Source organism: Flavobacterium akiainvivens (assembly GCF_001278115.1).
Lineage (GTDB): Bacteria > Bacteroidota > Bacteroidia > Flavobacteriales > Flavobacteriaceae > Flavobacterium > Flavobacterium akiainvivens.
Window position 1 is genome coordinate 3063205 of sequence record NZ_LIYD01000005.1, and the last position, 24299, is coordinate 3087503.

Sequence of the window (24299 nt, forward strand, 5' to 3'; positions counted from 1 at the left end):
GCTTGCCATACACACACGACCCGCCGGGAAAAATAAAACAAAAACTAACTTACTAAGAACGTAAAAGGTTACTGTAGCAATGCATACTGGAATGAAGGGAAACCACGTTCACCCTCAGCGCTAACCATTGCTAAAAAACGTATTTTGTAAAGGTTGCCGGCGGCATCTTTTACCACAAAAAATACATCTTCAAAAGTTGTACGGGTAAATACATCCCTCCAGTGCTCGCCAATGGCCCTTTGGTCATTGCTAAGCTGGTGGTTGCCACTGTTAAATGCCGCAAGGTTAAAAGCATTATATGCTGCTGCATCGCCATCAATAGCTACAGATGTTACACCACCCCTTGTATTGGTAACAACATAATCAGAGAAGAAATAAGCGCCCGCGCTTGCACCACCCTGAAATACCTCGTTTGTAAACGTTGTAAACTTAAGGTCCCATTCGGCTGCCTGTGGTTCTGCCGCTGCAAGGGCGCCTGCCTCAAGGCTAAATAATGTAAAGTTATATAATGGGTCTTTTACAATATTTACTGTTTGTGCAGTTGTGGCATCAAGGTTAGCATACTGCATGGTGTAGCCTGTAGTAGTGGCCCAAATCTTTACTTTTTTCCAGCCACGTGGTGTACCTGCTGTGTTAACCGAACCCAAATCAGCCGGTGTAGTAGGTATCTTATTACCTAAATTAACCAGGTAAACACTCGCCTCTGCCTCACTTGCAGCGATATCGCCAAAAACAGTAGCGTTAAGGTCGCCCGTAGGGCTATCTACAAAAGCCATATTTGAAGCCTGGAACGTACCAACAGCCACGGTTAAATCCTGCTGCTGTACGGCTGTAATATCGGTAGTTTCAAGCTTTTTTGCAGCCATAGCCACAGCACCGTTTATTACAACCCTGTTAGAAGAGCCGGAGTAAAAGCCCAAATCCCACGAACCACGTGATAAAGGTATCACGTCTTCACCGCTAAGGTCTACATAAACCGCATTTTGCTGGTTAGAGCCACCAAGGCCAAGTGGTGCTTCCGGCGTACCTAAAAGGGTACCTTCGCTAATTTGTTCAATTGGTGCTACATATCCGCTGTCATCATCGTTACATGCAACAAAAGCAAACAGTGCCAGTGGTAATAAGAATATCTTTTTCATATATGGGTAATTTAAAAGTTGAGATTATACGTAAGCTTTAAAAAATAAGAACGGCCATAACCCATAAGCAGGTTTGTGGTGCCTGCACTGTGTGCTCCTGCATTACTGGCTACATTAGATTGTACATTAACCACATCAAGAAGGTTGCGCGCGCCAACGGTAGCATCAAACCTGCCACTAAAGAAGGATTTGCGCACCGAAGCATCAAGAAGGCCGAACGATTCAATTTCCTGAAGATGGAACTGCGGTGCCTCGGTATCTATAGAGCCTGTTTGCACAAACTGCTGCGACCTGCCCATTAGCTTGTAGTAAACCGAGAATACAGTGTTCCACTTGGGCACGGTGTAGCCCACATTGGCATTAGCCTGAACGTTGAACAAAAATTTATCGTCTGACGCGGCAAGGCCGGTATCTATTTTTCTTGATATACCCAAAAGGGTTACACCCACGCGGGCATCCCAGTTTTTATACTTAAAGCTGTTAGATGTAGATGCCAGGAACGATTTATAGTTGCTTATATTAATGTACTTATAAGCCAGCGGAGACGGGTTTACAATGGCAAGCTCAATACGGTCCTGCACATCATTATAGGTTACATTAAGTGCATTGGAAATTGAAAGACCATTTGCAGTATACGTACTCTTGCGCCCGCTTAGTTCAACTGTATATCCGGTTTCCGGCAATAGTGCCGAATTGCCCTGTACATTGTGGTTAGCATCTACCATGTAGGTATACAGCTCATCATAATTAGGCGTGCGGTATGACCTGCCAAAAGATGCCCTTGCCTCATAACCCTGGTTAAACAGCTGCCTGAAACCTAATGAAGCCGCCCACTGGTCGTCAAATTTTGACTGGAACGAGTAGCGTGCCCCCGGACGGATAGAAAACCTTTCGGAAACCTTTACTTCAGATGCGGCAAAAACATCATAATTTTCAAGCCTTTTATTAAGGTCGCCACCCTGCTGGTCATCGTTATTAAATGTGCCCGAAAGTGCCGAATTAAAACCATCGGTATTTACAAGTTCGTATCCTATCTGCAGGTCGGCAATAGAATTTTTAAAGAAGTTACTAAGTGTACCGGTGCTGTACAGCACTTCTGTACGCTGAAACGTTTCATCAAACCTTGGCGTTTGCTGTCCGGTCTGTATGTAGTACCTGTATTCGTTTACGTCACGCTGCTGCTTTTGATATGATGCAGATACGTTGTAGCTAAGCTGGTTAAACAGGTGGCCGCTTGCATTTAAGTGGTGGTAAAAGCGCTGGGTGTCATACTTACGGTCGTTAGAATACCTTAGTATGCCAACGCCGGTTACTACCTCGCTACCAACCACAGGATCGTAATAATCTATGTGCTCGTTAAAATAATCAAACTTATAAAACACCCTGGTCAGGCCTTTTTGATACCTTAGCGTGGCATTAGTAAACCACTGCTCTTTAGGCAGCCAGCTGTATCCACGGTTGGTTTGGGGCGTGTTAGGGTCATAAGGCGTATAGTTTTCGCCGCCCCTTGTATCCTGAAAGCCGGTAAAATCGTTATGGTTGGCACCTATAGAGGCAAACCAGTTAGAGTTAAAGCTGTGTGCCACACGCAGCGCCTGTATGTGGCGGCCGCGGTTTGCAAAAGGCTCATATTCATCGCCTATGGTTTCTTCTTGCACAGTGGCGCTTACCTCATAATCAGTAGATGTTGCCTTTTTAGTAATAATGTTTATAATACCGCTTACTGCATTTGCACCGTGCGTTACGCCCATTGAGCCTTCTATAATCTCAATATGGTCTATATCGTCAAGGTTTATTTGTGTAAGGTCTACATTGTTACCCAGGCCGTTATCGGTAACCAGAGGCACGTTGTCTACAAGAATTTTAAGGTATTGCCCGTCAAGGCCAAACATACTCACGGTACTTTTGCCCGTGCTGTTATTGGGCATAACCGTTATGTTAAGGTACTGGTTCATAACGTCGGCCAGGTTGTTGCCGGCCTGCCTTTTTATATCTTCGTTAGATATAACACGCACGTTAAAAACTGATTTGTTGATGGATTGTGGTTCTATCTGGCCGGTTACCACTACCTCTTCAAGCACACCCTTAATAGTATCATTTTCCTGGGCCGCGGCTGTAAGCGAAAGAACAGAAATAAAAAATAAAGAAACTTTGGCCCTGAATTGCATTCTCATTTAGTTAGATTAATTCTAAATTGAGTGCAAATCTACAGCGTGTGGGTTAGATAACCAAATTATTTTTAATGTTTCTAAATAAGATTGGCCTTATTTAACCTATGATTAATCTCAGGTTTTGTAATAAAAAAGCCGCATGCGGTAAACATGCGGCCTGATTTATAATTTAGATGATTACAGGTCAAACCCTATATTAACACCCAGCTTAGTGGCTATAAGCTTTGTTATACGCTGTTTAAGCTCTGGTATGCGTATACTTTCTATAACCTCATTGGTAAACGCATACATAAGCAGGGCCTTGGCCTCTTTAGCCGGGATACCGCGGCTTTGCATATAGAACATGGCATCGTCATCCAGCTGGCCTATGGTACAGCCGTGTGAACATTTTACGTCATCGGCAAAAATTTCAAGCTGCGGCTTGGCATTTATGGTTGCCTTTTCGCTCATTAATATGTTGTTGTTCTGCTGGAAAGCATCGGTTTTCTGTGCTTCTTTCTCAACATATATCTTACCGTTAAACACACCGGTTGAATTACCGTCAAAAATACCTTTGTAGTTTTGGTGGCTTTCGCAATTCGGTTCGGCATGGCGCACAAGTGTGTAGTGGTCTACCAGCTGCTTATCGCCAATAATGGTAATACCCTTAAGCGTACTCTCAATACGTTCGCCCTGGTGGTAAAAATTAAGGTTGTTGCGGGTTATGTTACCCCCAAACGAAAATGTGTGCACAGAAGCGTCGCTATGCCCTTTCTGGGCTATATAGGTATTATCTACAAGAGTGGCAGTAAGCACATCATTCTGCACTTTGTAATAATCTACGTTACTGTATTCCTGTGCAAAAATTTCGGTAACGCTGTTGGTAAGTACCGGGTTTTCGTTAAGGCTCTGGTGACGCTCTATAATTTGCACCTGCGCATTTTCGCCCACAATAATCAGGTTACGCGGCTGCACCATAAGGGCGGCCTCATTACCTGTAGACAGGTACATGATTTCAACAGGCTTATCGGCTACCTTGCTTTTAGGTATGTTTATAAATGCGCCCTCAACTGCAAATGCTGTATTAAGCGATGTAAGCGTTTCATCGGTATTTGCAATCTTGTTAAAGTAGGTGTCTATAACCTCTTTATACTTAGGCTTTGTAAGCGCCGAAGACATAAGGCATACATCAAGCCCGTCGTGCGTGGTGCTGCTTAAAAACGAGCTGAACACGCCATCTATAAACACCAGTTTATAAGTGTCTATCTGGTGCAGGAAGTATTTTTTTACATCGGCATAATTAAGCGCATTTTCCTGCTTGGGAAACACGCTGAAATCATTTTTAAGCACCGCGTTTAGCGATGTATATTTCCAGGCTTCTTCCTTTTTGGTAGGAAAGCCTTTTGCTTCAAAGTTTTTAATAGCCTCTGTACGGATGTCGTGCAATGATGTGTTTACATCTACACGCTCCTCAAAAGCCATAAAAGACGATAATAGTTTTTCTTTTAAATCCATTAAAACAGTCTAAAGTTGTAAAGTCAAAAGTCAAAAGACCTCATCGAACCCTACTTAGTAAGATATTTTATAAAGCCGCCAAGCAGCCTTGATATTTCTGTAATTTCAGAAAACAATTCGTTAAATGTCTCCTGAGATATGTAATTCAGATCTAAAGCCAGATATAATTGCGAACGCACTTCGGCAGCAGACCCTTTAGCAATGTAAAGAAAGTGTATAAACTCTTTATCTGTATTCCTCTCAAAGCCTTCTGCGATATTAGAAGAGACAGAAACAGAGCATCTTCTTATCTGTCTGGCTAAGTCAAAATCTCTTTTAAAAGCATCAGAATCGGTAATAGTATATATCTTTTTGTTGAAAACCCTGGCCTTTTGCCACGAATTAATCTCCTCAAAAGAACCGAACTTTCCCATTTCTCAACTTTCGACTTTATGACTTTTGACCTTCTACTCGCAGAACTAGTTTTCCGCCTTAATCCAATCGTAGCCTTTTTCTTCAAGCTCGTAGGCCAGCTCTTTACCGCCACTCTTTACAATCTTGCCGTTGTACAATACGTGTACAAAATCAGGCACAATATAATCAAGAAGGCGCTGGTAGTGGGTAATAACAATCACAGCATTTTCTTCGTTACGTAGCTTGTTAACACCGTTTGCCACAATGCGAAGTGCATCGATATCAAGGCCTGAGTCGGTTTCATCAAGAATAGCCACTTTAGGCTCCAGCATAGCCATCTGGAAGATTTCGTTACGCTTTTTCTCACCACCCGAAAAACCTTCGTTTAGCGACCGCGAAAGGAACTTTCGGTCTATTTCCAGCAGCTCGCTTTTTTCGCGGATAAGCTTCAGCATCTCGTTAGCCGGCATTTCTTCCTGGCCGTTAGCCTTGCGGGTTTCGTTTATGGCCGTTTTCATGAAGTTGGTTACCGATACCCCCGGTATCTCTACAGGGTACTGAAACGAAAGAAACACACCTTTGTGTGCACGCTCTTCCGGAGCCAGCTCGCCTATGTCTTCACCTTCAAGAAGGATTTCGCCATCGGTTACCTCATAGTTTTCATTACCGGCAATAACCGATGAAAGCGTACTCTTACCCGAACCGTTTGGCCCCATTATGGCATGTACCTCACCGGCCTTAACCTCAAGGTTAATACCCTTTAATATGTCTTTGTCTTCTACCCTGGCGTGCAGGTTACTTATTTTTAGCATCGTAGTAAGTTTCAGGTTTCAGGTTCCAAGTTTCAGGTTGCTGACTCAGAGCCTCATATCTTTATAATATTCTTAATTATCAGTTTCTACAGATTTACTTTCCGTTTCAATAATTTCAATTTCAAAGTCAAGACGTTTTGCTAATGCCTTAAGCACAGGCAAATCTTCTTTCTTTACATTATTTAAAATAAAGTCCATAACTACAAATTTAAATGATGAGTAAGTGACTTGAAACCAGAAACAAATTTAACCTACAGACCCCTCAAGGCTAATCTCCAGCAGCTTTTGCGCTTCCACAGCAAACTCCATAGGCAGCTTGTTAAGCACCTCTTTGCTAAAGCCATTTACAATAAGGGCAATAGCCTTTTCGGTTGGTATACCACGCTGGTTGCAATAAAACACCTGATCTTCGCCAATTTTACTGGTTGTAGCCTCGTGCTCTATCTTGGCTGTTGTGTTTTTCGATTCGATGTACGGGAACGTATGCGCACCACAGTTGTTGCCCATAAGCAGCGAGTCGCACTGAGAGAAGTTACGTGCATTTTCGGCACGGCTGCCTATCTGTACAAGCCCGCGGTAGCTGTTTTGCGACTTACCCGCCGAGATACCCTTAGAAATAATGGTACTCTTGGTATTTTTACCCAGGTGAATCATCTTGGTACCTGTATCGGCCTGCTGGAAGTTGTTGGTAACGGCAATTGAGTAAAACTCCCCTACCGAGTTATCGCCTTTCAGCACGCAGCTTGGGTATTTCCAGGTAACGGCGCTGCCGGTTTCTACCTGCGTCCAAGATATCTTGGCATTGGTTTCGCAAAGGCCGCGCTTGGTAACAAAGTTAAACACACCGCCCTTACCCTCTTTATTACCGGGGAACCAGTTTTGCACCGTGCTGTATTTAATTTCGGCATTGTCAAGCGCTATAAGTTCAACCACCGCAGCGTGCAGCTGGTTTTCATCGCGGCTTGGGGCCGTACAGCCTTCAAGGTAACTTACATAGCTGTCTTCATCGGCAATAACAAGTGTACGCTCAAACTGGCCTGTACCTGCTTGGTTAATACGGAAGTAGGTGCTCAGTTCCATTGGGCAACGCACACCTTTTGGTATATAACAAAACGACCCATCACTAAATACGGCCGAGTTTAGTGCTGCATAAAAGTTGTCTTTTTGCGGCACCACACTGCCTATGTATTTCTGTACCAGTTCAGGGTGTTCTTTTATAGCCTCGCTTATAGAGCAGAAAATAATGCCCTTTTCAGCCAGTGTCTTTTTAAATGTAGTAGCTACCGATACCGAGTCCATAACGATATCTACCGCCACGCCCGTCAGTTTTTTTTGCTCATCTATAGAGATGCCCAGCTTCTTGAAGGTTTCAAGCAACTCAGGGTCTACCTCGTCAAGGCTTTCATACTTAGCCTTTTTTAATGGCGCCGAGTAGTATGATATGGCCTGGAAATCGGGCTTATCATAATGCACGTTAGCCCAGTTAGGCTCGGTCATCTGCTCCCATGCCCTAAAAGCCTCAAGGCGCCAATGTGTCATCCACTCCGGCTCTTCTTTCTTGGCCGATAGCGCACGCACAATATCCTCGTTTAACCCTACCGGAAACGTATCGCTCTCTATATCGGTATAAAAACCGTACTCATACTCTTTGTTTTCGAGTTCGATTTTTAATTCTTCTTCTGTATACTTACTCATCTTTAGTTATTTAAAGATTTAAAAATTTAATGATTGAAATATTCTAAAGCCTTGACTTTAGATAATCAATGAACTTTGAGAGATTTTTTGATATCTCAATACTTAAATCAAATGACACCTGAATCTGCTCCCTGCTCAATAGTCCTAATTCAACAGCCAGTATCAACATGCTTCTTACTTCTGCACAGCTCCCTTTAGAGTGGCTAAGAAACCTGATAAACTGACGGTTATTATTATACTCAGAACCTTCAGCAATATTGTTGCTTATAGAAACAACAGCTCTTTTTATCTGATCTTTAAACCCATATTCCTTTTCAAAGCTTGAATGGTTCATCAAATTAAATATTTCCCTTGCAAGAACTATAGATTTTTGATACACCTCAAACTGATCAAAGGTTTTGGTCAGGCTCATCAATCTTTCAATTATTAAATCTTTTCAATCTTTCAATTATAATGAAAAACTCTCCCCACAACCACATGTTCTTGCGGCATTAGGATTGTTGAAAACAAAGCCTTTGCCGTTAAGGCCGCCGCTAAACTCAAGTATGGTACCGGCAAGGTACAGCACGCTTTTTTTGTCTACCGCTATTTTAACGCCGTTGTCTTCAAATACTTTATCATTTTCGCTAAGCGCGTTGTCAAACTTTAGTTCATATGACAAGCCTGAACATCCGCCGCTCTTTACGCCTACCCTTATATAATCGGTAGCTGCGTTAAAGCCGTCATCCTCCATGAGCATGATAGCCCTCTTTTTTGCTGAATCAGAAACTTTTATCATAATCTATACCTTATTATTAGTGTAAATTTTGTGCAAAGATACCACAAAAAGTTGTGTTTATAAACTGTTACTATCTTTATGCCAAATATTACCATAGATTACGTTTATTTTTATACAATCTAAATGCATTTGGCTTTGTTTTTATGCAACGTGCATAAACTGTGTTGTTTTTACAGCAGCCATTTTTGCCCATGCCATAAATAAACCCTAATTTGCATACCGCAAACAACAAACCCAAATGAAACTATACCCAATAGAGAGCGGTAACTTTAAGCTCGACGGCGGCGCTATGTTTGGCGTGGTGCCAAAAACAATATGGAATAAAACCAACCCGGCCGATGCCAATAACCTTATAGACATGGCCGCACGCTGCCTGCTGGTGGAAGACGGCAGCCGCCTTACCCTTATTGACACCGGAATGGGCAACAAGCAAAACGACAAGTTTTTTGGCTACTACTCCCTTTGGGGAGACCACAGCCTGGATAAATCGCTGGCGGCACATGGTTTTAGCCGCGATGATATTACCGATGTGTTTTTAACCCACCTGCATTTTGACCACAGCGGCGGCGCCATACAGTGGAACAAAGACCGCACGGGCTATGAGCCTGCTTTTAAAAACGCCCATTTCTGGACAAACGACAACCACTGGGAGTGGGCTACCAAACCCAATGCCCGCGAAAAGGCATCGTTCCTGCCGGAAAATATACTGCCCATGCACGAAAGCGGCCAGCTGAAATTTATAACCCGCCCCGAAAGCGGCGATTTTAAGGCAGAGACCGAAGCCGGGTTTGGCGTTTTCTTTATGGATGGCCATACCGAAAAGCAAATGCTGCCTACCCTGAACCTTAACGGCAAGACCTTTGTTTTTGTGGCCGACCTGCTGCCTACCGCCGGGCACATTCCGCTGCCGTATGTAATGGGCTATGACACAAGGCCGTTGCTTACACTCGACGAAAAATCAAAATTTCTTAATGAAGCGGCCAGTAAAGGCTACTACCTTATACTGGAACACGACCCGTATAATGAGGTTATAACTGTAGAACACACCGAGAAAGGCGTGCGCCTTAAAGAAGTTTTTAAGGCTAATGAGGTATTAATATAATGTTAATATGTACATTTGTGTAACAATTTGGCAATACTTTAGACCAATTTTGTACATAACGTAATTCACACATTTTCAAAAATGAAATTTAAATCCATTTTACTTTCTTCAGCGCTGGCACTTTTTTTAGCAAGCTGTGGCGCGAAAAAGATTACGGCTACCCCTCTTGAAGTAACATCAACCATAACGGCTAAAAAAGCCAAGCTTACTGAAGCGCAGGAACAGCGCTGGAGCCACCTTGACCTGGTTAACGACTCGGTTCCTGGCATGAGCGTAGACCGTGCTTATGAACTGCTTAAAGGCCGCAAGGCTACTAAAGTGGTAGTGGGCGTTATAGACAGCGGTGTAGATATTGAGCACCCTGACCTTAAAGACGTTATCTGGACAAACACTAAAGAAATTCCTAATAACGGCATTGATGACGATAAAAACGGCTATATAGACGACGTACACGGCTGGAACTTCCTTGGTGATGTTGAGCACGAAAACATGGAGTTTGTGCGTATCGTGAAAAAAGGAGACGACGGCAGCGCTACCTACAAGCGTGCCAAGGCTGAGTATGATGAGGAAATCCAGCAAATACAGGCCGGAAAAAAACGCATACAGTATATTTATGATGCCAACAAGGAGTTTGAAAAAGTACTTGGCAAAGGCTATACCGCTGAACAGGTTAAAAACCTGAAGACAGACAACCAGATGCTTAACGACTCTAAAGAGCGTTTTGTAAGGATACTGGCGCAGGTAGACCAAAACGAGCTTTCATCTGAGCTTGAAGAGGCCATGAACGGTGTGGGCGATGAAGGCAAATACCACCTTAACATAGACTACAGCCCGCGTAAAGACATACTTAAAGACAACGCAGACGACTGGAATGCCAACGGATATGGTAATAACGTAGCCTGGGGCCCAGAAAAAGAAGGTGCGCTACACGGCACACACGTTGCCGGTATTATTGCACAGGCAAGGGGTAACGGCATAGGCGGAGATGGTGTAGCTTCTAACTATGTAGAAATCATGTCGGTTCGTGCAGTGCCCGATGGCGATGAGTATGACAAAGACGTTGCAAAAGCCATTCGCTATGCGGTAGATAACGGCGCTAAGGTAATCAACGGCTCATTTGGTAAATACTATGCCACACACAGCGACTGGGTATATGATGCTATAAAATATGCAGCCGATAAAGACGTTCTTATTGTGTTTGCCGCCGGTAACGAAGGTATGGACCTTGATGCCGACAACACAGAGCGTTACCCTAACGATGATAAAAACACGCTAACGCAGTATACTGATAATATTCTAACAGTGGGCGCACTTGGCTATGATTATGGCACAAAAGTTGTTGCTCCTTTTTCTAACTACGGCAAGGTAAAGGTAGACGTTTATGCACCGGGCATGAGGATTTATGCCACTACGCCTAATAACGAATACAAGTACCTGCAGGGCACCTCTATGGCATCGCCTAATGCAGCGGGTGTGGCAGCGCTTGTGCGTGCTTACTACCCTAAGCTTAGCGCCGTTCAGGTTAAGCACATCCTTATGGATAGCGGCCTTGCACTGCCGGGCAACGTGATTGTGGGCGGAGACCCGTCTAACACACGCCCATTTGCAGAGGCTTCTCAGTCGGGCAAGATTGTAAACGCTTACAACGCGATTATACTTGCTGACAAGGAGTCGAGAAAATAGTTTTTTCTGAGGTATTTTTAATAATAGGAACCCCCGGCTGTAATGGCCGGGGGTTTTCTTGTTTTTGGGGGAAATGTATAAATCTAAAGCCCTGTACGGAAATCCTTAATGCTTTCCTGTTTCAGGCTTACTGCTTCAAAATAGCTTGTTGTACCTTCGTCTACAGGGCATTGTGAGCTAAGGCCAAGCCACAGCTTTTCGGGATATTCGTTTTTATACAGGCGCGCCATTTGCCATTCTTTATTATCTAACGAATAGTAGCTACCCACGGTTTTGCCGTCGCTGCTTATCTTCATGTATACCCACGGCTGGTTTACCACATCATGGTTATTATCGTCACTCGTGCCTATGGTGCGCACGGTAACCACACGGTGTTTGCCGCGCTCGTCCTGCTCAAAGCAAAATTTCTGGTACAGGTCATCGTTAACATACATATACAGCACGCCGGCGTTGTACAGGCCTTTTTCGGTAAAGCCCGGGGTAACTTTCGCCGTAAGGGTAAACGGCTTTGTATTATCAACCTCAGTTAGCAATATAGGCGCAGTGTTGTTAGACAGTTTTCCGTCGGGGTCGTTAAAATAATCTTTTTTAGCGCCCACCTTAAAGGTAACCTTACCATTGGCATCGGCTGTAACCAGGCTATCAGCACCGTTAACTGATTTGGTAAAGTTAATACCCGAAATGGTTATGTTGCAGGGGTTGCCATTTACAAAACCACCCGTTTTAGCAGTTTGTTCGGGGGCTTCGGCAGGCTTGGGGGCATCTTCTTTTTTAGGGCTGCAGGAAGCCACCAGCAAAGCGAGCGCCACAACAGTAAGCGTGTTTGTTTTCATATATAAACAGGTTTGTTATAGAAAGATTTAAGTACATTTGAAACAAAGGTAGCCGCACACACAACCGGGCGCAATACCTATAATTAACCATTTTAAGTAATGACAACCACCGTTCCGCAGGAGTTAAGCAGTATGCTGCTGGGCCAGGCTTTTTTAAACGATGCCGAAAACAGGCAGGAAACCCTTGCCGCATACAAAGAGCAGGTACAGCAGTATGTAGCTATAGAAAACAATGTGGCCGTACTGTCAGACTTCAGTACCAACAGCAGCTATATTTATGCCGGTGCGTTTGGGCATTTTTTTGGCCTTCCGCAATCAGGTACTATTATAGAATCTGCCTTTGAAGATTTTATCTTCAACAAAATACACCCCGATGATATTGCCGAACGCCACGTGCTGGAGCTGCGTTACATTCAGCTGCAAAACAGCCTGCCTGCCCATGAACGTATAAAATACAGCACCTGCTGCACACTCAGGGCGCTAAACCCACAAGGCAGTTATGTGCCCATAACCCATCGCATGCTGTACCCAAAAAGCCTTGTTAACGGCAGTATATGGCTTGCCTTGTGCCTGTATGCCCCGGCGGCAAATAACGAGCCGCAAAAGGGCATAAACGGGCGCATTATTAACACCGAAACCGGCGAGGTATTACCCGTGGAAGCATACAGCCAGTATGACCGCCAGCTGCTCAGCACCCGCGAGGCACAGGTACTGGCACTGATTGCAAAAGGCATTGCCAGCAAAGAAATAGCCGGGCAGCTGCACATATCGGCATACACGGTTAACCGCCACAGGCAGAACATTATAAGCAAAATGCAGGTAGCCAATACCGCCGAAGCCGTGAAAACAGCCCTGATGATGGGGATTATTGAATAAATGTCTCCCTTGTATATCTGTAGCTTCTTTATAACTTTTGACTTTAAGACTTTCGACTTTTTAACTATTTTTACTGAATGAGAACACTTTTAGCCATAACCATACTTTCGGCCACGAGCCTTTTTGCACAGCGCGACCCAAACACGGGCTACTGGCAACAGCATGTTGACTACAAAATGGACGTCAATATGGATGTAAAAACCTATAAATATACCGGCACGCAAACCCTGGTATATACTAACTATTCGCCCGACACCTTAAAGCGTGTGTACTACCACCTGTACAACAACGCCTTTCAGCCGGGCAGCGAAATGGATGCCCGCCTGCAGGCCATACAGGACCCAGATGGGCGCATGGTTAAAAGCTTTAAAGGCGCCGACAACAAGACCACCAAACAAAGCCGCATCAGCACTCTTAAGCCCGATGAAATAGGCTACCTCAACATAAAAAACCTAAAGCAGGACGGCGCAGCGGCTACTAATGTAGTATCGGGCACCATACTTGAGGTTACCCTTGCCAAACCCATTCTGCCGGGTGCTAAAACCACTTTTACGCTCGATTTTGAAGGCCAGGTGCCGGTACAGATTCGCCGTAACGGGCGTAATTCATCTGAAGGCGTGGCACTGAGCATGACCCAATGGTACCCCAAGCTGGCGGAATATGACTTTGAAGGCTGGCATGCCGACCCATATATTGCACGCGAATTTTACGGCGTATGGGGCGATTATGATGTAAACATTACCATTGATAAAGACTATACCGTGGGCGGCAGCGGCTACCTGCAAAACCCTAACGAAATAGGCAAAGGCTACCAGGATGCCGGTGTGGAGGTTAAAATCCCGAAAAAAACCAAAACGCTTACCTGGCATTTTGTAGCGCCACAGGTACACGATTTTACATGGGCGGCAGACCCGGCGTATATTCACGATAAGGTAGACGGGCCAAACGGCGTTACGCTGCACTTTTTATACAAAAACGTACCCGAAAACCTGGAGCCCTGGAAACAGATGCAGCCCAAAACCGTTGAGCTTTTAGAGTTTTACAACAAGCATATAGGCCCATACCCATACAAGCAATATTCTGTTATTCAGGGTGGCGATGGCGGTATGGAGTATGCCATGTGTACGCTTATTACAGGCCATACTTATGCCGGCCTTGTGGGTGTTACGGCGCATGAGTTTGCCCACTCGTGGTTTCAGCACATACTGGGCAGTAATGAGAGCAAGCACCCGTGGATGGACGAAGGCTTTACCAGCTATATATCAGACCTGGCACTGGCTACCGTTATGCCAAAACCAAAGGCAGAAGACAACGAAAACCCGTTTGCCGATGCCTATGCCAGCTACCTGTACCTGGTTAAAACCGGTAAAGAGCAGCCGCAAAGCACGCATTCTGACCGCTATGACCTTAACATGGCCTACAGTATTGCTTCATACAGCAAGGGCGAGGTGTTTTTGGCACAGCTGGGCTACCTTATAGGCGAAGACAACCTTGCCAAAACCCTGAACCGTTATTACAACGAGTTTAAGTTTAAACACCCTACACCCAACAATTTTAAGCGCGTAGCCGAAAAGGTAAGCGGTGCCGAGCTGGACTGGTATCTTACTGACTGGACACAAACCACCAACACCATTGACTATGGCATTAAGGAAGTTAAGGAAGACGGCACCGTAGTGCTGGAACGCAAAGGCCGTATGCCTATGCCGCTTGACCTGATTGTGGCCTATGACGACGGTACGCAGGAAACGTTTTACATTCCGCTGGAAATGATGCGCTTTATTAAAGACAATCCTTACCCTAATGCCAAACGCACCGTATTGCCGGACTGGGACTGGGGACACCAAACCTATGAGTTTAAGCTAAGCAAGCCAAAAGCTAACGTAAGTGCACTGGCCATTGACCCTGCTGAGCGCATGGCCGATGTAAACAAGGACAACAACCTGTATACCAAGAAGTAGGAAATAAAATTCAAACACAAAAAAACCCTCCAAACAATAAAGCCTGGAGGGTTTTTGAATGTAGGGCAGGTAAAATAGATAAAAAAAACTGCCCTGACTGTGGATATATAAATAGGCGCTAAAAAGTCGTGGAATTAAGATTTTTTAGCAGGGTCAGCGGGTTTGGTTGCTGCGGTTTCTTTTTTAGGTGCAGCAGCAGGCTGTGCCGGTGTAGCGGCAGGAGCCTCTTTTTTAGAAACTTCAGCCGGTGTTGCTGTAGTAGCAGGGGCTGTAGTTGTACTTGCAGGAGCAGGCGTAGCTGCTGTTGCCGGTTGCTGCGTAGCCGATGCAGGTTGTGCAGGCTTAGCCGTTGTTGTAGTTGCAGATTGTGGTTGTGCTTGTGTTGCCGGTTCTTGCGCCATTGCCATAAATCCTGTTAGCATCAGGGCGCTTACAAATAACTTTTTCATTGTATAATGTTTTTAATTTTAATCATCGTTGTACGCCATAGTAAAAGGCAACATCAATGCCCTGAGCGCCTTAAAGAAACGTTAAACAGAAAAAACAAACCCAAAACACCCTGAAAAACAGTTATTTAAAATTTAACTGAAGATTTTTTGAAGCCGGTGCCAAAACAATGCCTGCTGTAGTTTTTTGTGGATTGTTGAGGATTTTTTGTAGAAAGAGGGGGGGGTTCGCAAAGAAATTAAAAAAGACTGTACCACAGAGATTCACGGAGGCAAACGCAGACACACACAGAGGTTTTCTGTAGAGACACATTGAATGTTTCTCAGAATGTGTCTCACGCAGCGATGAGGGAACAGAGCCATTTCGCCTAAAGCGAATATGAAAACCATGCCTTAACCGCCTATTTAAAACAAAAAACCGTTGCATTTGCAACGGCTTGTATTGTATCTAAGAACCTCAACGCCTAAACACCTCAGAACCTTTCCTTAAATCATCGCATTAATGCGTATGCTGCCTTTTACCAGCGCCAGCGCCCTGATGTCTGAAATTGAAATTTCCTTGTCCTGGTGGGCTTTATTTTCGCTCGACAGCACAATGTGGCCTTTTTTGTCGCTCTTGCGTATGTATTTAACGGTAATATATTCTTCGCCGCCCATATCTACGCCCAGCAGGTACATTTCGCCCCAAAAAATGCCGTTTGCAATATCATCTATAATTTTATACATAATAATGTCACCACTATTAAGCAATGGGTACATACTGTCTCCGGTTACATAAATAGCGCCGTCGCACTTGGGCAATTGCGGTATAGAAATGTGGTCTAAGGGTTTTAGCACACGTGTATTGTTAAACAACGGCACAATACCGGCTACGGCCTCAAGGTCATACAGCGGTATTTGCTGGCTGTCTAAAGTAGTATCGGTCTTCAGGCGGAACGTTTGCACGCCGTTACGGTTTTGCACGGCTTCCAGCAGCATTTCGCCCCTGCCGGTTAGCAGCCATATAGGGTTAATATCCTTATAGGTTTCCAGTATGCGCTCAAGCACATTGCTGCCCAGGCTTTTTCCGTCCTTTACAGCCTTGCTAATGGCGCCTCGGCTTGCGCCCACGCTGTTTTCAAATGCATAATAGCTTATGTTTTTATGCTCTATATATTCGCCTACACGTGCTGATACCATAGCTTTAAATTTGTAAATTTTCTTCAAATGTAAGAAAAAAATATTATCAAACTACAAATTTCGCCGAAAAACCTTACTATTAAATAATTGTTTTTTGAAAGGCCGGTATTATTTTCAATTTTCACTACAAAATTTTCCCTTTTCATTACAATTGGCTTAACTATATGCTAAAAGCCCTTACTAACCCATTTCAATGCCTTAGATTTGTGCTAAACACAGAAACCTTACATGAAATTCAGGAAAAATAAAGGCAAAATGACCCTTGAGGCGTTCTTTGCGCTGAACTTTGATGAAAACAGCCTGTGGGAATACAAAGCCGATGAAACTGACCTGCTGGCAGAGCTTGTGGCCTTTTTCCGCCCGAAGAAACCTACCAAGGCAAAGCCTGTAGACTTAACCACACTGCTGGAGCTGCTGCGCAGTAACCCGCGCTACCGTACCGGGCTGGGGCTGTACCTAAAAGGGATATTAAAGCACAAAAAATTTAGCCATATACTTACTGATGCGGGTATACTCTCGCACACCGACTTTTTGTTTGAAGTGCGCAAGCGCATGTTGGCAAAGCTATTGCCCGACCAGCCCCAGAAAGACACCCTTGAGTATGTGCTTAACCAGGTGTTTTTTGTAAAGACTGACCCAGAGTGGATAGCTACTATACCTTTTGAGCAGCTTGAGGAGCTGTATGGCCTGCTAAAATTCCGTGCGCTGTATGCCTCTATAGAACAAAACAGCCCGCTGGCCGAACTGGTTTTTGCCATACAGGTACTGATTCACCGCATTACGGGGCGCGCGCTGGAGAGTGAGGTTATACAAATGGTGCCCGAGTATGAAAACCTTGAAAGCCCCTTTTTAGCCATACAACGCGAGTTTGGTATCATAAGCGAAAGGCTTCAGGATGAACACCACAACTACGTGAGCCCTGATGATATAAGCTACCGCCAGCTTTTAGTGCTGCACCACCAGTGCCTGGAGTATGTGCGCGCTGCCTTTAAAAACAGCGAAAAATATGGTATTTCCATACGCGTAAACCAAAGCCTGCTGCGCATCCGCCAGCAGCTGGAGCGCCTGGGCGTACTGCTGCCCCTGCTGGCCATACGGGAAGAGCAGGAAGCCGTGCACGATACCATAGCCCTGGGGCTTAACCTTATTACCTACAACTGCTATAAAACAAATGTGCGCGAGCTTATAAACGAAAGCACGCAGCTTATTAGTTATGAAATTACACAGCACACAGCCAACACCGGCGAACATTACATAACCAAAAGCCGGTGGGAATACCTGCGTATGTTTTGGGCAGCCAGCGGTGGCGGTATTGTAGTGGGTATTTTGTGTATTATAAAAGTGCTGCTCAGCAAGATAGAAACCAGTGGTTTTGGCCATGCGTTTTTCTATAGTATGAACTACTCGCTGGGCTTTATAGCCATTTATGTACTGGGCTTTACCCTGGCCACCAAGCAGCCCGCCATGACGGCCGCAGCTCTTGTGCGTGCACTGCAAACCGGCCGCACAGATACCGAGGTAGATGACGATGAAAAGCACCGCGCTTTTGCCGAGTTTTTTGCGCGTGTATTCCGCAGCCAGTTTATAGCCTTTGTGGGCAACGTGGTGGTGGCTTTCCCCGTGGCATGGCTGGGTATATGGCTGATAGACCTGTCGTTTGATACCAATATTGCCCATGGCAAGTGGTACCACCTGCTTACTGACCTGAGCCCCATACACTCCCAGGCCATACTGCACGCTGCCATAGCGGGTGTATTTTTGTTTTTGAGTGGTATTATTGCCGGTAGTGTAGCCAACCGCGACAAGCACCGCCATGTGTATTACCGCATTGCAGAGCACCCGGTACTTAAAAAAAGCCTGGGGCGCACCCGCACGCAAAAGCTGGCCAAGTGGTATGAAAAACGCTGGGCCGGTATTGTGAGCAACTTTTGGTTTGGCGTGTTTATGGGCAGTACGGCCTCTATAGGTATTTTCTTAGGGTTAAACTTAGACATAAGGCACATAACCTTTGCCAGTGGCAACCTGGCCCTGGCGCTGTATGGCGCTAACTACAACATTTCTACCGAATACATGGTTTGGGGTGTGGTGGGTATTGGGTTAATAGGCCTTGTAAACTTTATGGTAAGCTTTGGCCTTAGCCTGGGGCTGGCATTCCGTTCCAGGAACATACCGCTCTCTGAACTTGGTCCCATTATAAAAAGTATTTTCAGGCACTTTTTGCGCAGGCCGGGATCGTTTTTCTTCCCAAGTTTCAGGAAGAAAGAATAAAATCAGGGCATCCACTTGCCGGTGTAGCCATCGGCAAGTTCCTGTATTTTGTCTGACGGTATCCTGTCCTGGCTGTGGTTTGTATTGGCCAGCTTTACCATGGCCTTTGCAATATTATGTGCGGTTATGCTGCGGTATTTTCTTAGGCCTCCTTTTAGGAGGGGGTTAACCAGTTTCATTACCCCAACGGCAATTTTTTCCATAACGCGCCTGTCGCTGCGTTCGGCTACAATTTGCGAGGGTTGCAGCAGGTGGGTTTTAGGTATGCCCTGCGCCAGGATATCGCGCTCCATTTCGCCCTTGGTGCACACATAAAATATGCCGCTGTTAGGGTTTGCCCCAATAGCCGAAACCACAACAAAGGTTTCAATACCGTTTTGCTTTGCCAGTTTTGCCGCAGCTACCGGTATGCCGTGGTCTATTTTGTAGTAGGTGTCTTTATCGGGCGTTTTTGCTTTTGTGGTGCCTATGCAGCAATATACCTCATCTGCCTTAAAGGCTGCGGTTTCTTTTTCAAGCTCAAAAAGGTTAACCACATGCTCCTGCACCTTTGGGTGGCTAATGCCCGATGCACTGCGCGAAAACAACTTTAAGGCGCTGTAGCGGTTATCATCGAGCAGCAGTTTAAGCAGCTCGCTCCCGGTGGCGCCGGTAGCACCCAGTATAATTGCGGTTTTTGCCATGGCGGTTTGTTTTTTTGGCCTATCAAAGATAACTAAAAACCACGCTGCATAAACTAATTTAACCTCTTTACATACAAAAAACCCGTATGCTGCGTTTTAGCTATATTTGCGCAAACAAATGCCTTCAATGAAACGGTTATACCTTGTCTACATACTTTTAATTTGCCTTAGCAGCACCGCACAAAATACTGACCAGCTGTGGGGCAGCTATTTTTCTTATTACAATGTGGTAGATATGGCCCAGTCTCCCAGCCGGGTGTATGCCGCCGGGGAGAGCGCTATGTTTTACCAGAACACCGCTACGGGCGAGCTAAACACCATAACCAGTGTAGACGGCCTTAAACCAGAGAATATTACAGCCATTTACCACAGCCCGCAATACAGCCGTACGCTGGTGGGCAACAGCAACGGCCTGCTTATTGTGGTAAATAACGATGGCAGCATAGTAAACAAGATAGATATTGTGCAGGAAGCTACCGTGGCTGCTGCCAAAAAGAAAATAAACCACATTACCGAAAACAACGGCATTGCCTACATTGCCACTGATTATGGTGTTTCGGCATTTAATATTGCCACCCTTGAGTTTATAGACACCTACTACCTTGGGCCAAACGGTGCCGAAATTGCCGTGCGCGAAAGTGCTGTGTTAAACGGCTACCTGTATGTTATAACCGATGGCTATGGCATGAGGCGCGGCCTTTTGGCAAACCCTAACCTTAACGATTTTAACCAGTGGCAAACCCCATACCCCACCGTTAACTATACCAGCTTTGCAGCTTTTGAGGGCAATCTTTTTGCCAGTGAGGGCAACCTGCTGTACCGCATTCCGGAAAACGGCACTCCTGTGGTATTTGCCAGCGAATCTGGCGCTATAAATGATGTCAGGGTAAGCAATAACTACCTCGTAACCACAAGCGGTGGCCGTGTTGTTGCTTATAACAACCAGCTTTTGCAGGCTTTCCAGATTAATACCGTGGGCGAGCCTGCCGTGTTTACCTGCGCTACCATTGTGGGTGGGCGTGTGTATATAGGCACCACGTTAAAAGGCGTTTTTTCTTTAGATGTAAACACGTTTAACATACAAAACATTACACCTGCCGGCCCCCTTGAAAACCGCATTTTTGCACTCGAAAAATCGGCCAATAACCTGTGGGTGGCATTTGGGGGCTTTAGCCAATACCATGAACCCGATGCCAAAGCGGCCGGTGTAAGCAGGCTTACGCCCCAGGGGTGGATATCGCTTACTAACGAACAGATTTTTTATGTACGGTCTGTATCAGATATTGTTGTAAACCCTAATAATGAGGGCGAAGTTTACCTGCAGTCTTATGAATCTGGCCTGGTTAAAGTGGTAGATGGTACACCTGTAACATTTTATAACTCAGGTAACAGCGCACTACAGGCACAACAACAGGCACCGGGTAATCCCAGTACAAGGGTAATAGGCGGCACTTTTGACAGCAGTAACAGGTTATGGCTGGTAAACACACTTACCGCCCAGCCTATTAAAGTACTTAACGGCACCAGCTGGAACGCTTATGGCCTGGGAGACAATGTGCCAAACCCAAACCAAATTGAATATGGCATTATGGCCATGGACAGGAATAATACCCTGTGGCTGCCTACTACAAACCGCGGCCTTATAGTGTTTAACCAGGCAATGAATAAAACAATAGTGGTTACAGAAGATAATGGCCTGCCGCAGTTTAATATGGTAAACTGTGTGGCTATAGACCACAACAACCGTGTATGGCTGGGCACAAACTCCGGCCTGCGCACCATATCGAGCACAGAGCGCTTTATGACTGATGAAACCCTTACGGCAAACAACATAGTAATTATGGAAGACGGCCTGCCACAGGAACTTTTGTTTGAACAAACCATAAACGATATTTGTGTAGACGGCTCTAATAATAAGTGGATTGGCACTAGTGCCGGGGCATTCCTGGTTTCGCCTGACGGGCAAAGTACCCTGTATCATTTTACAAAACAAAACTCTCCGCTGCCCAGCAATAGTATAAACGATATAACTATTGACAACATTACCGGTGAGGTATTTTTTGCTACAGATAAGGGGCTTGTATCGTTTAAGGGCACCAGCACAGCGCCAAGCGATAACCTGAATAATGTATATGTATACCCAAACCCGGTAAGGCCGGGGTTTGAGGGCGATGTGAAAATAAGCGGCCTGATGGATGATGTAAACGTAAAAATTACAGACATAGAAGGCAACCTGGTGTATGAAACCACCAGCGAAGGCGGTACCGTACTGTGGGATACACGTGCTTTTGGCAAATACAAGGTAGCCAGCGGCGTATATATGATTTTTATAGTCAGCGAAGACGGCACCGAAACCAAGGTTAAAAAGGTAATGGTTATTAGGGGCAACTAAAAACGATAACCGTGCTGTTAAAAACCAGGGCCATAGTAATAAGTGCAATACGCTACCAGGAAAAAAGCCTGGTGGTAAAATGCTTTACGCAGGCAGAAGGGCTGCGGTCTTACTATGTGCGCGATGCCTTTGGCAATAAAAAAAGCAGCCAGAAAAACATTTATTTCCGGCCGCTTAGCATTATAAATATTGTGGCTACGCACAAAAACAAAGGCACGCTCGAGTATTTTAAGGAAGTGCACCTGGCCCACCCCTACACCACCCTGCATACAGATATAGCCAAGACCACAATAGCTCTTTTTGTAAGCGAGGTGCTGCACCACTGTATTAAAGAAGAAGAACAAAACGAGGGGCTCTATGCTTTTCTTGAAACGGCGTTGCTGTGGCTTGACGGGCACGACGAGCCGGTTAACTTTCACCTGATTGTTTTATTAGAACTGACCAAGTTTTTGGGCTTTTACCCTAACGGGCTTGAAAGCCATACTTTTTTTGAGATGACAGAGGGCGTTTTTATGCCCTATGCATCCTCTACCTGCCTTAACGACCATGAAACGCTGTTACTGCGCCGCCTTATGGGCCTGAAGCTGGAAAACCGTGCCATGGCATTCCACATAACGGAACGGCAGGCATTGCTCAAAATTTTAATAGACTACTACACCATACACCTTGATGGTTTCCGCAGGCCCCGCTCGCTCGATGTGCTTAAAGAAGTGTTTAGTTAGCCAGTACAAAACCACCGGCCACACCTGCGGCCAACCATACATACCATTTTTTATACCACGGTGTGGGCACACTTACCTCAGCGGCTTTTAAATCAGTAACCGTTATGTATGGGTTTGTGTTAGACACATCGGTCACCAGGGTTTCTTTCCCTAAAAACCATTTACGCTTAATACCCGTAACTATGGCGGTTTCGGTTTGCATAGACAGGTTTGCCAGTGCGATGCCGGCGCTGTCTGCCTTATAATCAAAACTATACCACTTGTTAAACACGGCGCCTGAGCGTTCAAAAGCCGGCAATGTACCAGCCCGGTTATCAAAAGGCACATAAACAGTATCTACTTTTACCTCTGCCTTATACGTTACTACTGTGTGTACTTTGGCAAAGTTTGAAGCTGTTTCGGCCAGCTGCCTGTCTTTTTTTAAAACCAGCGCATTGAGCAGGTCCTTATCTGCCGAAAGGGTTTTTATGGTAGCCGTTTTTGTACCCAGTGTATTGGTAAAATAGGTAACTGTATCGGCAAGTGTGGCACTGCTTACTGCCAGCCTGCTGCCATTGTAAGTGCACCGCTGTATACTGAGAATAAGCAAGACTCCCAAGGTTACAATTACAACATAGGGAATATATTTTTTCATAAGTAGCGCTCTATGGTTTTAGCCACCGCTTTTAGTGTTTTTGCATAGTCAGGCGCGGTGGCATAGCCTGCTTTTGCAAGGGCGTCTATAAAAGCATACGCATTGTGCTTAACTTTAAGTGCGGGGGCATAGCGTTTGTTTTTTAATAAGAATTGGGCGTGGTGGGTAAAGCTTTCTTCGGGCGACTCAAATTTGCGGAAGTAGTCTTTTACTTTGTACTTAAACCATTTTTGGCCGTTGCGCACCACAGGTGTTACTGAAATTACAACCGGAAACGTTACATCGGCCCGGCGGAAGTACTCGGTTGTGGTGATGAGCTGTTCGTTTCCGTTAAGGCCATCTGTATCTTTAACCCCGAAGAACATATTGCCGGGTGCTGCCCTGCCCCAGCCGCTTTCGAGCGCGGCCTGTGCAAGGATAACCAATGCCGGTATACCGGTTTTAGCCTGTGTTTGCAAGGCAAAACCTTTGTGAGCGGCTACAAACTGAGCTGGTTTCATAGCATATTGTTTTTATTGTTAGGGCAACCGCTACAGGCCGACTGGTAGCGTTCTACCACTTTACGCAGCCGCTTTATTTCTTCCTTAAGCATATTGATTTCGAGGGAGGTGTCTTTTACAAACTGCTGGTAAACCTTTTGCATGATTTCTACCGCATTTGTATTGTTTAGGTTGGCGGCAGCACGGCGTTCTTTCCGCGCAAGCAGCAGGGACAACAGCCCACCTCCGCCTGCAAGTACAGGGAGTGCCTGCAGCCATAGCGATGTTTCCATTATTCTTCGGTTATTTCTATACCAAACATTTTGCTAAGCCCATAAATAACGGCGTCGAGCGCTTTAAGCCCCAGCATGAGTTCATATTTTATACTTTCAGAAAAAAGATTGGTACCGGCAATAAAAATGGTAATAGCCGATGTGATGATAAACGTTGCCCTGAACATGGTATTAGCCCACGGAGGCGTTGTGCTTTTAAGGGCTTTTGCCGTAAAGGCATGGATTATTTTTCGGGTAGGCATGGGGTTTATTTGGATTCAAATCTCAGA

The 24299-nt window shown here is 45.3% G+C and carries 24 protein-coding genes; 7 read left to right on the top strand and 17 right to left on the bottom strand.

Annotated elements, in window-relative coordinates:
* Positions 1-68 precede the first annotated feature (68 nt).
* The 9 genes from AM279_RS13730 to AM279_RS13765 form a co-directional block, all read right to left on the bottom strand.
* Positions 69-1139, bottom strand: a complete 1071-nt coding sequence (locus AM279_RS13730) for an HmuY family protein (protein WP_054408601.1) — start codon at positions 1137-1139, stop codon at positions 69-71.
* An 11-nt stretch (positions 1140-1150) separates the two neighbouring features.
* A complete protein-coding gene (locus tag AM279_RS13735; protein ID WP_082344235.1) occupies positions 1151-3313 on the bottom strand; it encodes a TonB-dependent receptor plug domain-containing protein in 2163 nt (720 codons plus the stop codon).
* A 174-nt stretch (positions 3314-3487) separates the two neighbouring features.
* Positions 3488-4804: a Fe-S cluster assembly protein SufD gene (gene sufD / locus AM279_RS13740; protein ID WP_054408603.1), complete on the bottom strand. Its 1317-nt coding sequence runs from the start codon at positions 4802-4804 to the stop codon at positions 3488-3490.
* A gap of 50 nt (positions 4805-4854) precedes the next feature.
* Entirely contained in the window at positions 4855-5217 is a 363-nt protein-coding gene (locus tag AM279_RS13745) for a four helix bundle protein (protein WP_054408604.1), read from the bottom strand.
* A 45-nt stretch (positions 5218-5262) separates the two neighbouring features.
* A complete protein-coding gene (gene sufC / locus AM279_RS13750; protein ID WP_054408605.1) occupies positions 5263-6009 on the bottom strand; it encodes a Fe-S cluster assembly ATPase SufC in 747 nt (248 codons plus the stop codon).
* A gap of 72 nt (positions 6010-6081) precedes the next feature.
* Positions 6082-6207, bottom strand: a complete 126-nt coding sequence (locus tag AM279_RS20965) for a hypothetical protein (protein WP_262494133.1) — start codon at positions 6205-6207, stop codon at positions 6082-6084.
* Positions 6208-6255: 48 nt separating this feature from the next.
* The gene (gene sufB / locus AM279_RS13755) at positions 6256-7704 is read right to left on the bottom strand and encodes a Fe-S cluster assembly protein SufB (protein ID WP_054408606.1); all 1449 of its coding nucleotides are present in this window, start codon (positions 7702-7704) and stop codon (positions 6256-6258) included.
* 43 nt (positions 7705-7747) lie between these two features.
* Positions 7748-8116 carry a four helix bundle protein gene (locus AM279_RS13760; RefSeq protein WP_236688520.1) on the bottom strand — a complete coding sequence of 123 codons (369 nt, stop codon included), beginning with the start codon at positions 8114-8116 and terminating at the stop codon, positions 7748-7750.
* Positions 8117-8152: 36 nt separating this feature from the next.
* Complete coding sequence (locus AM279_RS13765; RefSeq protein WP_054408607.1) at positions 8153-8482, bottom strand: HesB/IscA family protein; 330 nt, start codon at positions 8480-8482, stop codon at positions 8153-8155.
* 238 nt (positions 8483-8720) lie between these two features.
* On the opposite strand from AM279_RS13765, the gene AM279_RS13770 reads away from it, so the two are divergent.
* Positions 8721-9584, top strand: a complete 864-nt coding sequence (locus AM279_RS13770) for an MBL fold metallo-hydrolase (RefSeq protein ID WP_054408608.1) — start codon at positions 8721-8723, stop codon at positions 9582-9584.
* 81 nt (positions 9585-9665) lie between these two features.
* On the top strand, positions 9666-11267 hold the full coding sequence (locus tag AM279_RS13775; RefSeq protein WP_054408609.1) for a S8 family peptidase: 1602 nt from the start codon (positions 9666-9668) through the stop codon (positions 11265-11267).
* A gap of 83 nt (positions 11268-11350) precedes the next feature.
* Here AM279_RS13775 and AM279_RS13780 read toward each other — a convergent pair whose 3' ends face one another.
* Positions 11351-12100, bottom strand: coding sequence for a DUF1349 domain-containing protein (locus AM279_RS13780; protein ID WP_054408610.1), 750 nt, complete (start codon positions 12098-12100; stop codon positions 11351-11353).
* 99 nt (positions 12101-12199) lie between these two features.
* On the opposite strand from AM279_RS13780, the gene AM279_RS13785 reads away from it, so the two are divergent.
* Together AM279_RS13785 and AM279_RS13790 are read left to right on the top strand one after the other, a co-directional pair.
* Positions 12200-12976, top strand: coding sequence for a response regulator transcription factor (locus tag AM279_RS13785; protein ID WP_054408611.1), 777 nt, complete (start codon positions 12200-12202; stop codon positions 12974-12976).
* Between the two features lie 77 nt (positions 12977-13053).
* Entirely contained in the window at positions 13054-14934 is a 1881-nt protein-coding gene (locus tag AM279_RS13790) for a M1 family metallopeptidase (protein WP_054408612.1), read from the top strand.
* A 134-nt stretch (positions 14935-15068) separates the two neighbouring features.
* Here the strand turns inward: AM279_RS13790 and AM279_RS13795 are convergent, their stop codons facing one another.
* Together AM279_RS13795 and AM279_RS13800 are read right to left on the bottom strand one after the other, a co-directional pair.
* Entirely contained in the window at positions 15069-15383 is a 315-nt protein-coding gene (locus AM279_RS13795) for a hypothetical protein (protein ID WP_054408613.1), read from the bottom strand.
* 483 nt (positions 15384-15866) lie between these two features.
* Positions 15867-16559: a S24 family peptidase gene (locus AM279_RS13800; RefSeq protein ID WP_054410345.1), complete on the bottom strand. Its 693-nt coding sequence runs from the start codon at positions 16557-16559 to the stop codon at positions 15867-15869.
* Positions 16560-16787: 228 nt separating this feature from the next.
* On the opposite strand from AM279_RS13800, the gene AM279_RS13805 reads away from it, so the two are divergent.
* Entirely contained in the window at positions 16788-18827 is a 2040-nt protein-coding gene (locus AM279_RS13805) for a site-specific recombinase (protein WP_054408614.1), read from the top strand.
* A 2-nt stretch (positions 18828-18829) separates the two neighbouring features.
* Here the strand turns inward: AM279_RS13805 and AM279_RS13810 are convergent, their stop codons facing one another.
* Complete coding sequence (locus tag AM279_RS13810) at positions 18830-19510, bottom strand: NAD(P)H-binding protein (RefSeq protein ID WP_054408615.1); 681 nt, start codon at positions 19508-19510, stop codon at positions 18830-18832.
* A gap of 127 nt (positions 19511-19637) precedes the next feature.
* On the opposite strand from AM279_RS13810, the gene porZ reads away from it, so the two are divergent.
* Both porZ and recO read left to right on the top strand, forming a co-directional pair.
* Positions 19638-21902 (top strand): type IX secretion system anionic LPS delivery protein PorZ, encoded by a 2265-nt coding sequence (gene porZ, locus AM279_RS13815; RefSeq protein ID WP_054408616.1) that lies wholly within the window; start codon positions 19638-19640, stop codon positions 21900-21902.
* An 11-nt stretch (positions 21903-21913) separates the two neighbouring features.
* Positions 21914-22624 (top strand): DNA repair protein RecO, encoded by a 711-nt coding sequence (gene recO / locus AM279_RS13820; protein ID WP_054408617.1) that lies wholly within the window; start codon positions 21914-21916, stop codon positions 22622-22624.
* On the opposite strand, the gene AM279_RS13825 is transcribed toward recO, so the two are convergent.
* From AM279_RS13825 to AM279_RS13840, 4 genes are read right to left on the bottom strand one after another with little or no spacing between them, the layout of a single operon-like run.
* Complete coding sequence (locus tag AM279_RS13825) at positions 22617-23258, bottom strand: hypothetical protein (protein WP_074961592.1); 642 nt, start codon at positions 23256-23258, stop codon at positions 22617-22619. The two genes, recO and AM279_RS13825, sit on opposite strands and share 8 nt — an antisense overlap.
* Positions 23255-23758, bottom strand: a complete 504-nt coding sequence (locus tag AM279_RS13830) for a glycoside hydrolase family 73 protein (RefSeq protein ID WP_054408619.1) — start codon at positions 23756-23758, stop codon at positions 23255-23257. Before AM279_RS13830 ends, AM279_RS13825 begins: the two co-directional genes overlap by 4 nt.
* Positions 23755-24030 (bottom strand): hypothetical protein, encoded by a 276-nt coding sequence (locus AM279_RS13835; protein ID WP_054408620.1) that lies wholly within the window; start codon positions 24028-24030, stop codon positions 23755-23757. Before AM279_RS13835 ends, AM279_RS13830 begins: the two co-directional genes overlap by 4 nt.
* The gene (locus AM279_RS13840) at positions 24030-24272 is read right to left on the bottom strand and encodes a hypothetical protein (RefSeq protein WP_054408621.1); all 243 of its coding nucleotides are present in this window, start codon (positions 24270-24272) and stop codon (positions 24030-24032) included. Before AM279_RS13840 ends, AM279_RS13835 begins: the two co-directional genes overlap by 1 nt.
* Positions 24273-24299: the final 27 nt, after the last annotated feature.

Bases quoted from the DNA above. Each gene is read 5' to 3' on its own strand.
- AM279_RS13730 (WP_054408601.1), bottom strand. From the start codon at position 1,139: ATGAAAAAGATATTCTTATTACCACTGGCACTGTTTGCTTTTGTTGCA.
- AM279_RS13735 (WP_082344235.1), bottom strand. From the start codon at position 3,313: ATGAGAATGCAATTCAGGGCCAAAGTTTCTTTATTTTTTATTTCTGTT.
- sufD (WP_054408603.1), bottom strand. From the start codon at position 4,804: ATGGATTTAAAAGAAAAACTATTATCGTCTTTTATGGCTTTTGAGGAG.
- AM279_RS13745 (WP_054408604.1), bottom strand. From the start codon at position 5,217: ATGGGAAAGTTCGGTTCTTTTGAGGAGATTAATTCGTGGCAAAAGGCC.
- sufC (WP_054408605.1), bottom strand. From the start codon at position 6,009: ATGCTAAAAATAAGTAACCTGCACGCCAGGGTAGAAGACAAAGACATA.
- AM279_RS20965 (WP_262494133.1), bottom strand. From the start codon at position 6,207: ATGGACTTTATTTTAAATAATGTAAAGAAAGAAGATTTGCCTGTGCTT.
- sufB (WP_054408606.1), bottom strand. From the start codon at position 7,704: ATGAGTAAGTATACAGAAGAAGAATTAAAAATCGAACTCGAAAACAAA.
- AM279_RS13760 (WP_236688520.1), bottom strand. From the start codon at position 8,116: ATGAGCCTGACCAAAACCTTTGATCAGTTTGAGGTGTATCAAAAATCT.
- AM279_RS13765 (WP_054408607.1), bottom strand. From the start codon at position 8,482: ATGATAAAAGTTTCTGATTCAGCAAAAAAGAGGGCTATCATGCTCATG.
- AM279_RS13770 (WP_054408608.1), top strand. From the start codon at position 8,721: ATGAAACTATACCCAATAGAGAGCGGTAACTTTAAGCTCGACGGCGGC.
- AM279_RS13775 (WP_054408609.1), top strand. From the start codon at position 9,666: ATGAAATTTAAATCCATTTTACTTTCTTCAGCGCTGGCACTTTTTTTA.
- AM279_RS13780 (WP_054408610.1), bottom strand. From the start codon at position 12,100: ATGAAAACAAACACGCTTACTGTTGTGGCGCTCGCTTTGCTGGTGGCT.
- AM279_RS13785 (WP_054408611.1), top strand. From the start codon at position 12,200: ATGACAACCACCGTTCCGCAGGAGTTAAGCAGTATGCTGCTGGGCCAG.
- AM279_RS13790 (WP_054408612.1), top strand. From the start codon at position 13,054: ATGAGAACACTTTTAGCCATAACCATACTTTCGGCCACGAGCCTTTTT.
- AM279_RS13795 (WP_054408613.1), bottom strand. From the start codon at position 15,383: ATGAAAAAGTTATTTGTAAGCGCCCTGATGCTAACAGGATTTATGGCA.
- AM279_RS13800 (WP_054410345.1), bottom strand. From the start codon at position 16,559: ATGGTATCAGCACGTGTAGGCGAATATATAGAGCATAAAAACATAAGC.
- AM279_RS13805 (WP_054408614.1), top strand. From the start codon at position 16,788: ATGAAATTCAGGAAAAATAAAGGCAAAATGACCCTTGAGGCGTTCTTT.
- AM279_RS13810 (WP_054408615.1), bottom strand. From the start codon at position 19,510: ATGGCAAAAACCGCAATTATACTGGGTGCTACCGGCGCCACCGGGAGC.
- porZ (WP_054408616.1), top strand. From the start codon at position 19,638: ATGAAACGGTTATACCTTGTCTACATACTTTTAATTTGCCTTAGCAGC.
- AM279_RS13825 (WP_074961592.1), bottom strand. From the start codon at position 23,258: ATGAAAAAATATATTCCCTATGTTGTAATTGTAACCTTGGGAGTCTTG.
- AM279_RS13830 (WP_054408619.1), bottom strand. From the start codon at position 23,758: ATGAAACCAGCTCAGTTTGTAGCCGCTCACAAAGGTTTTGCCTTGCAA.
- AM279_RS13835 (WP_054408620.1), bottom strand. From the start codon at position 24,030: ATGGAAACATCGCTATGGCTGCAGGCACTCCCTGTACTTGCAGGCGGA.
- AM279_RS13840 (WP_054408621.1), bottom strand. From the start codon at position 24,272: ATGCCTACCCGAAAAATAATCCATGCCTTTACGGCAAAAGCCCTTAAA.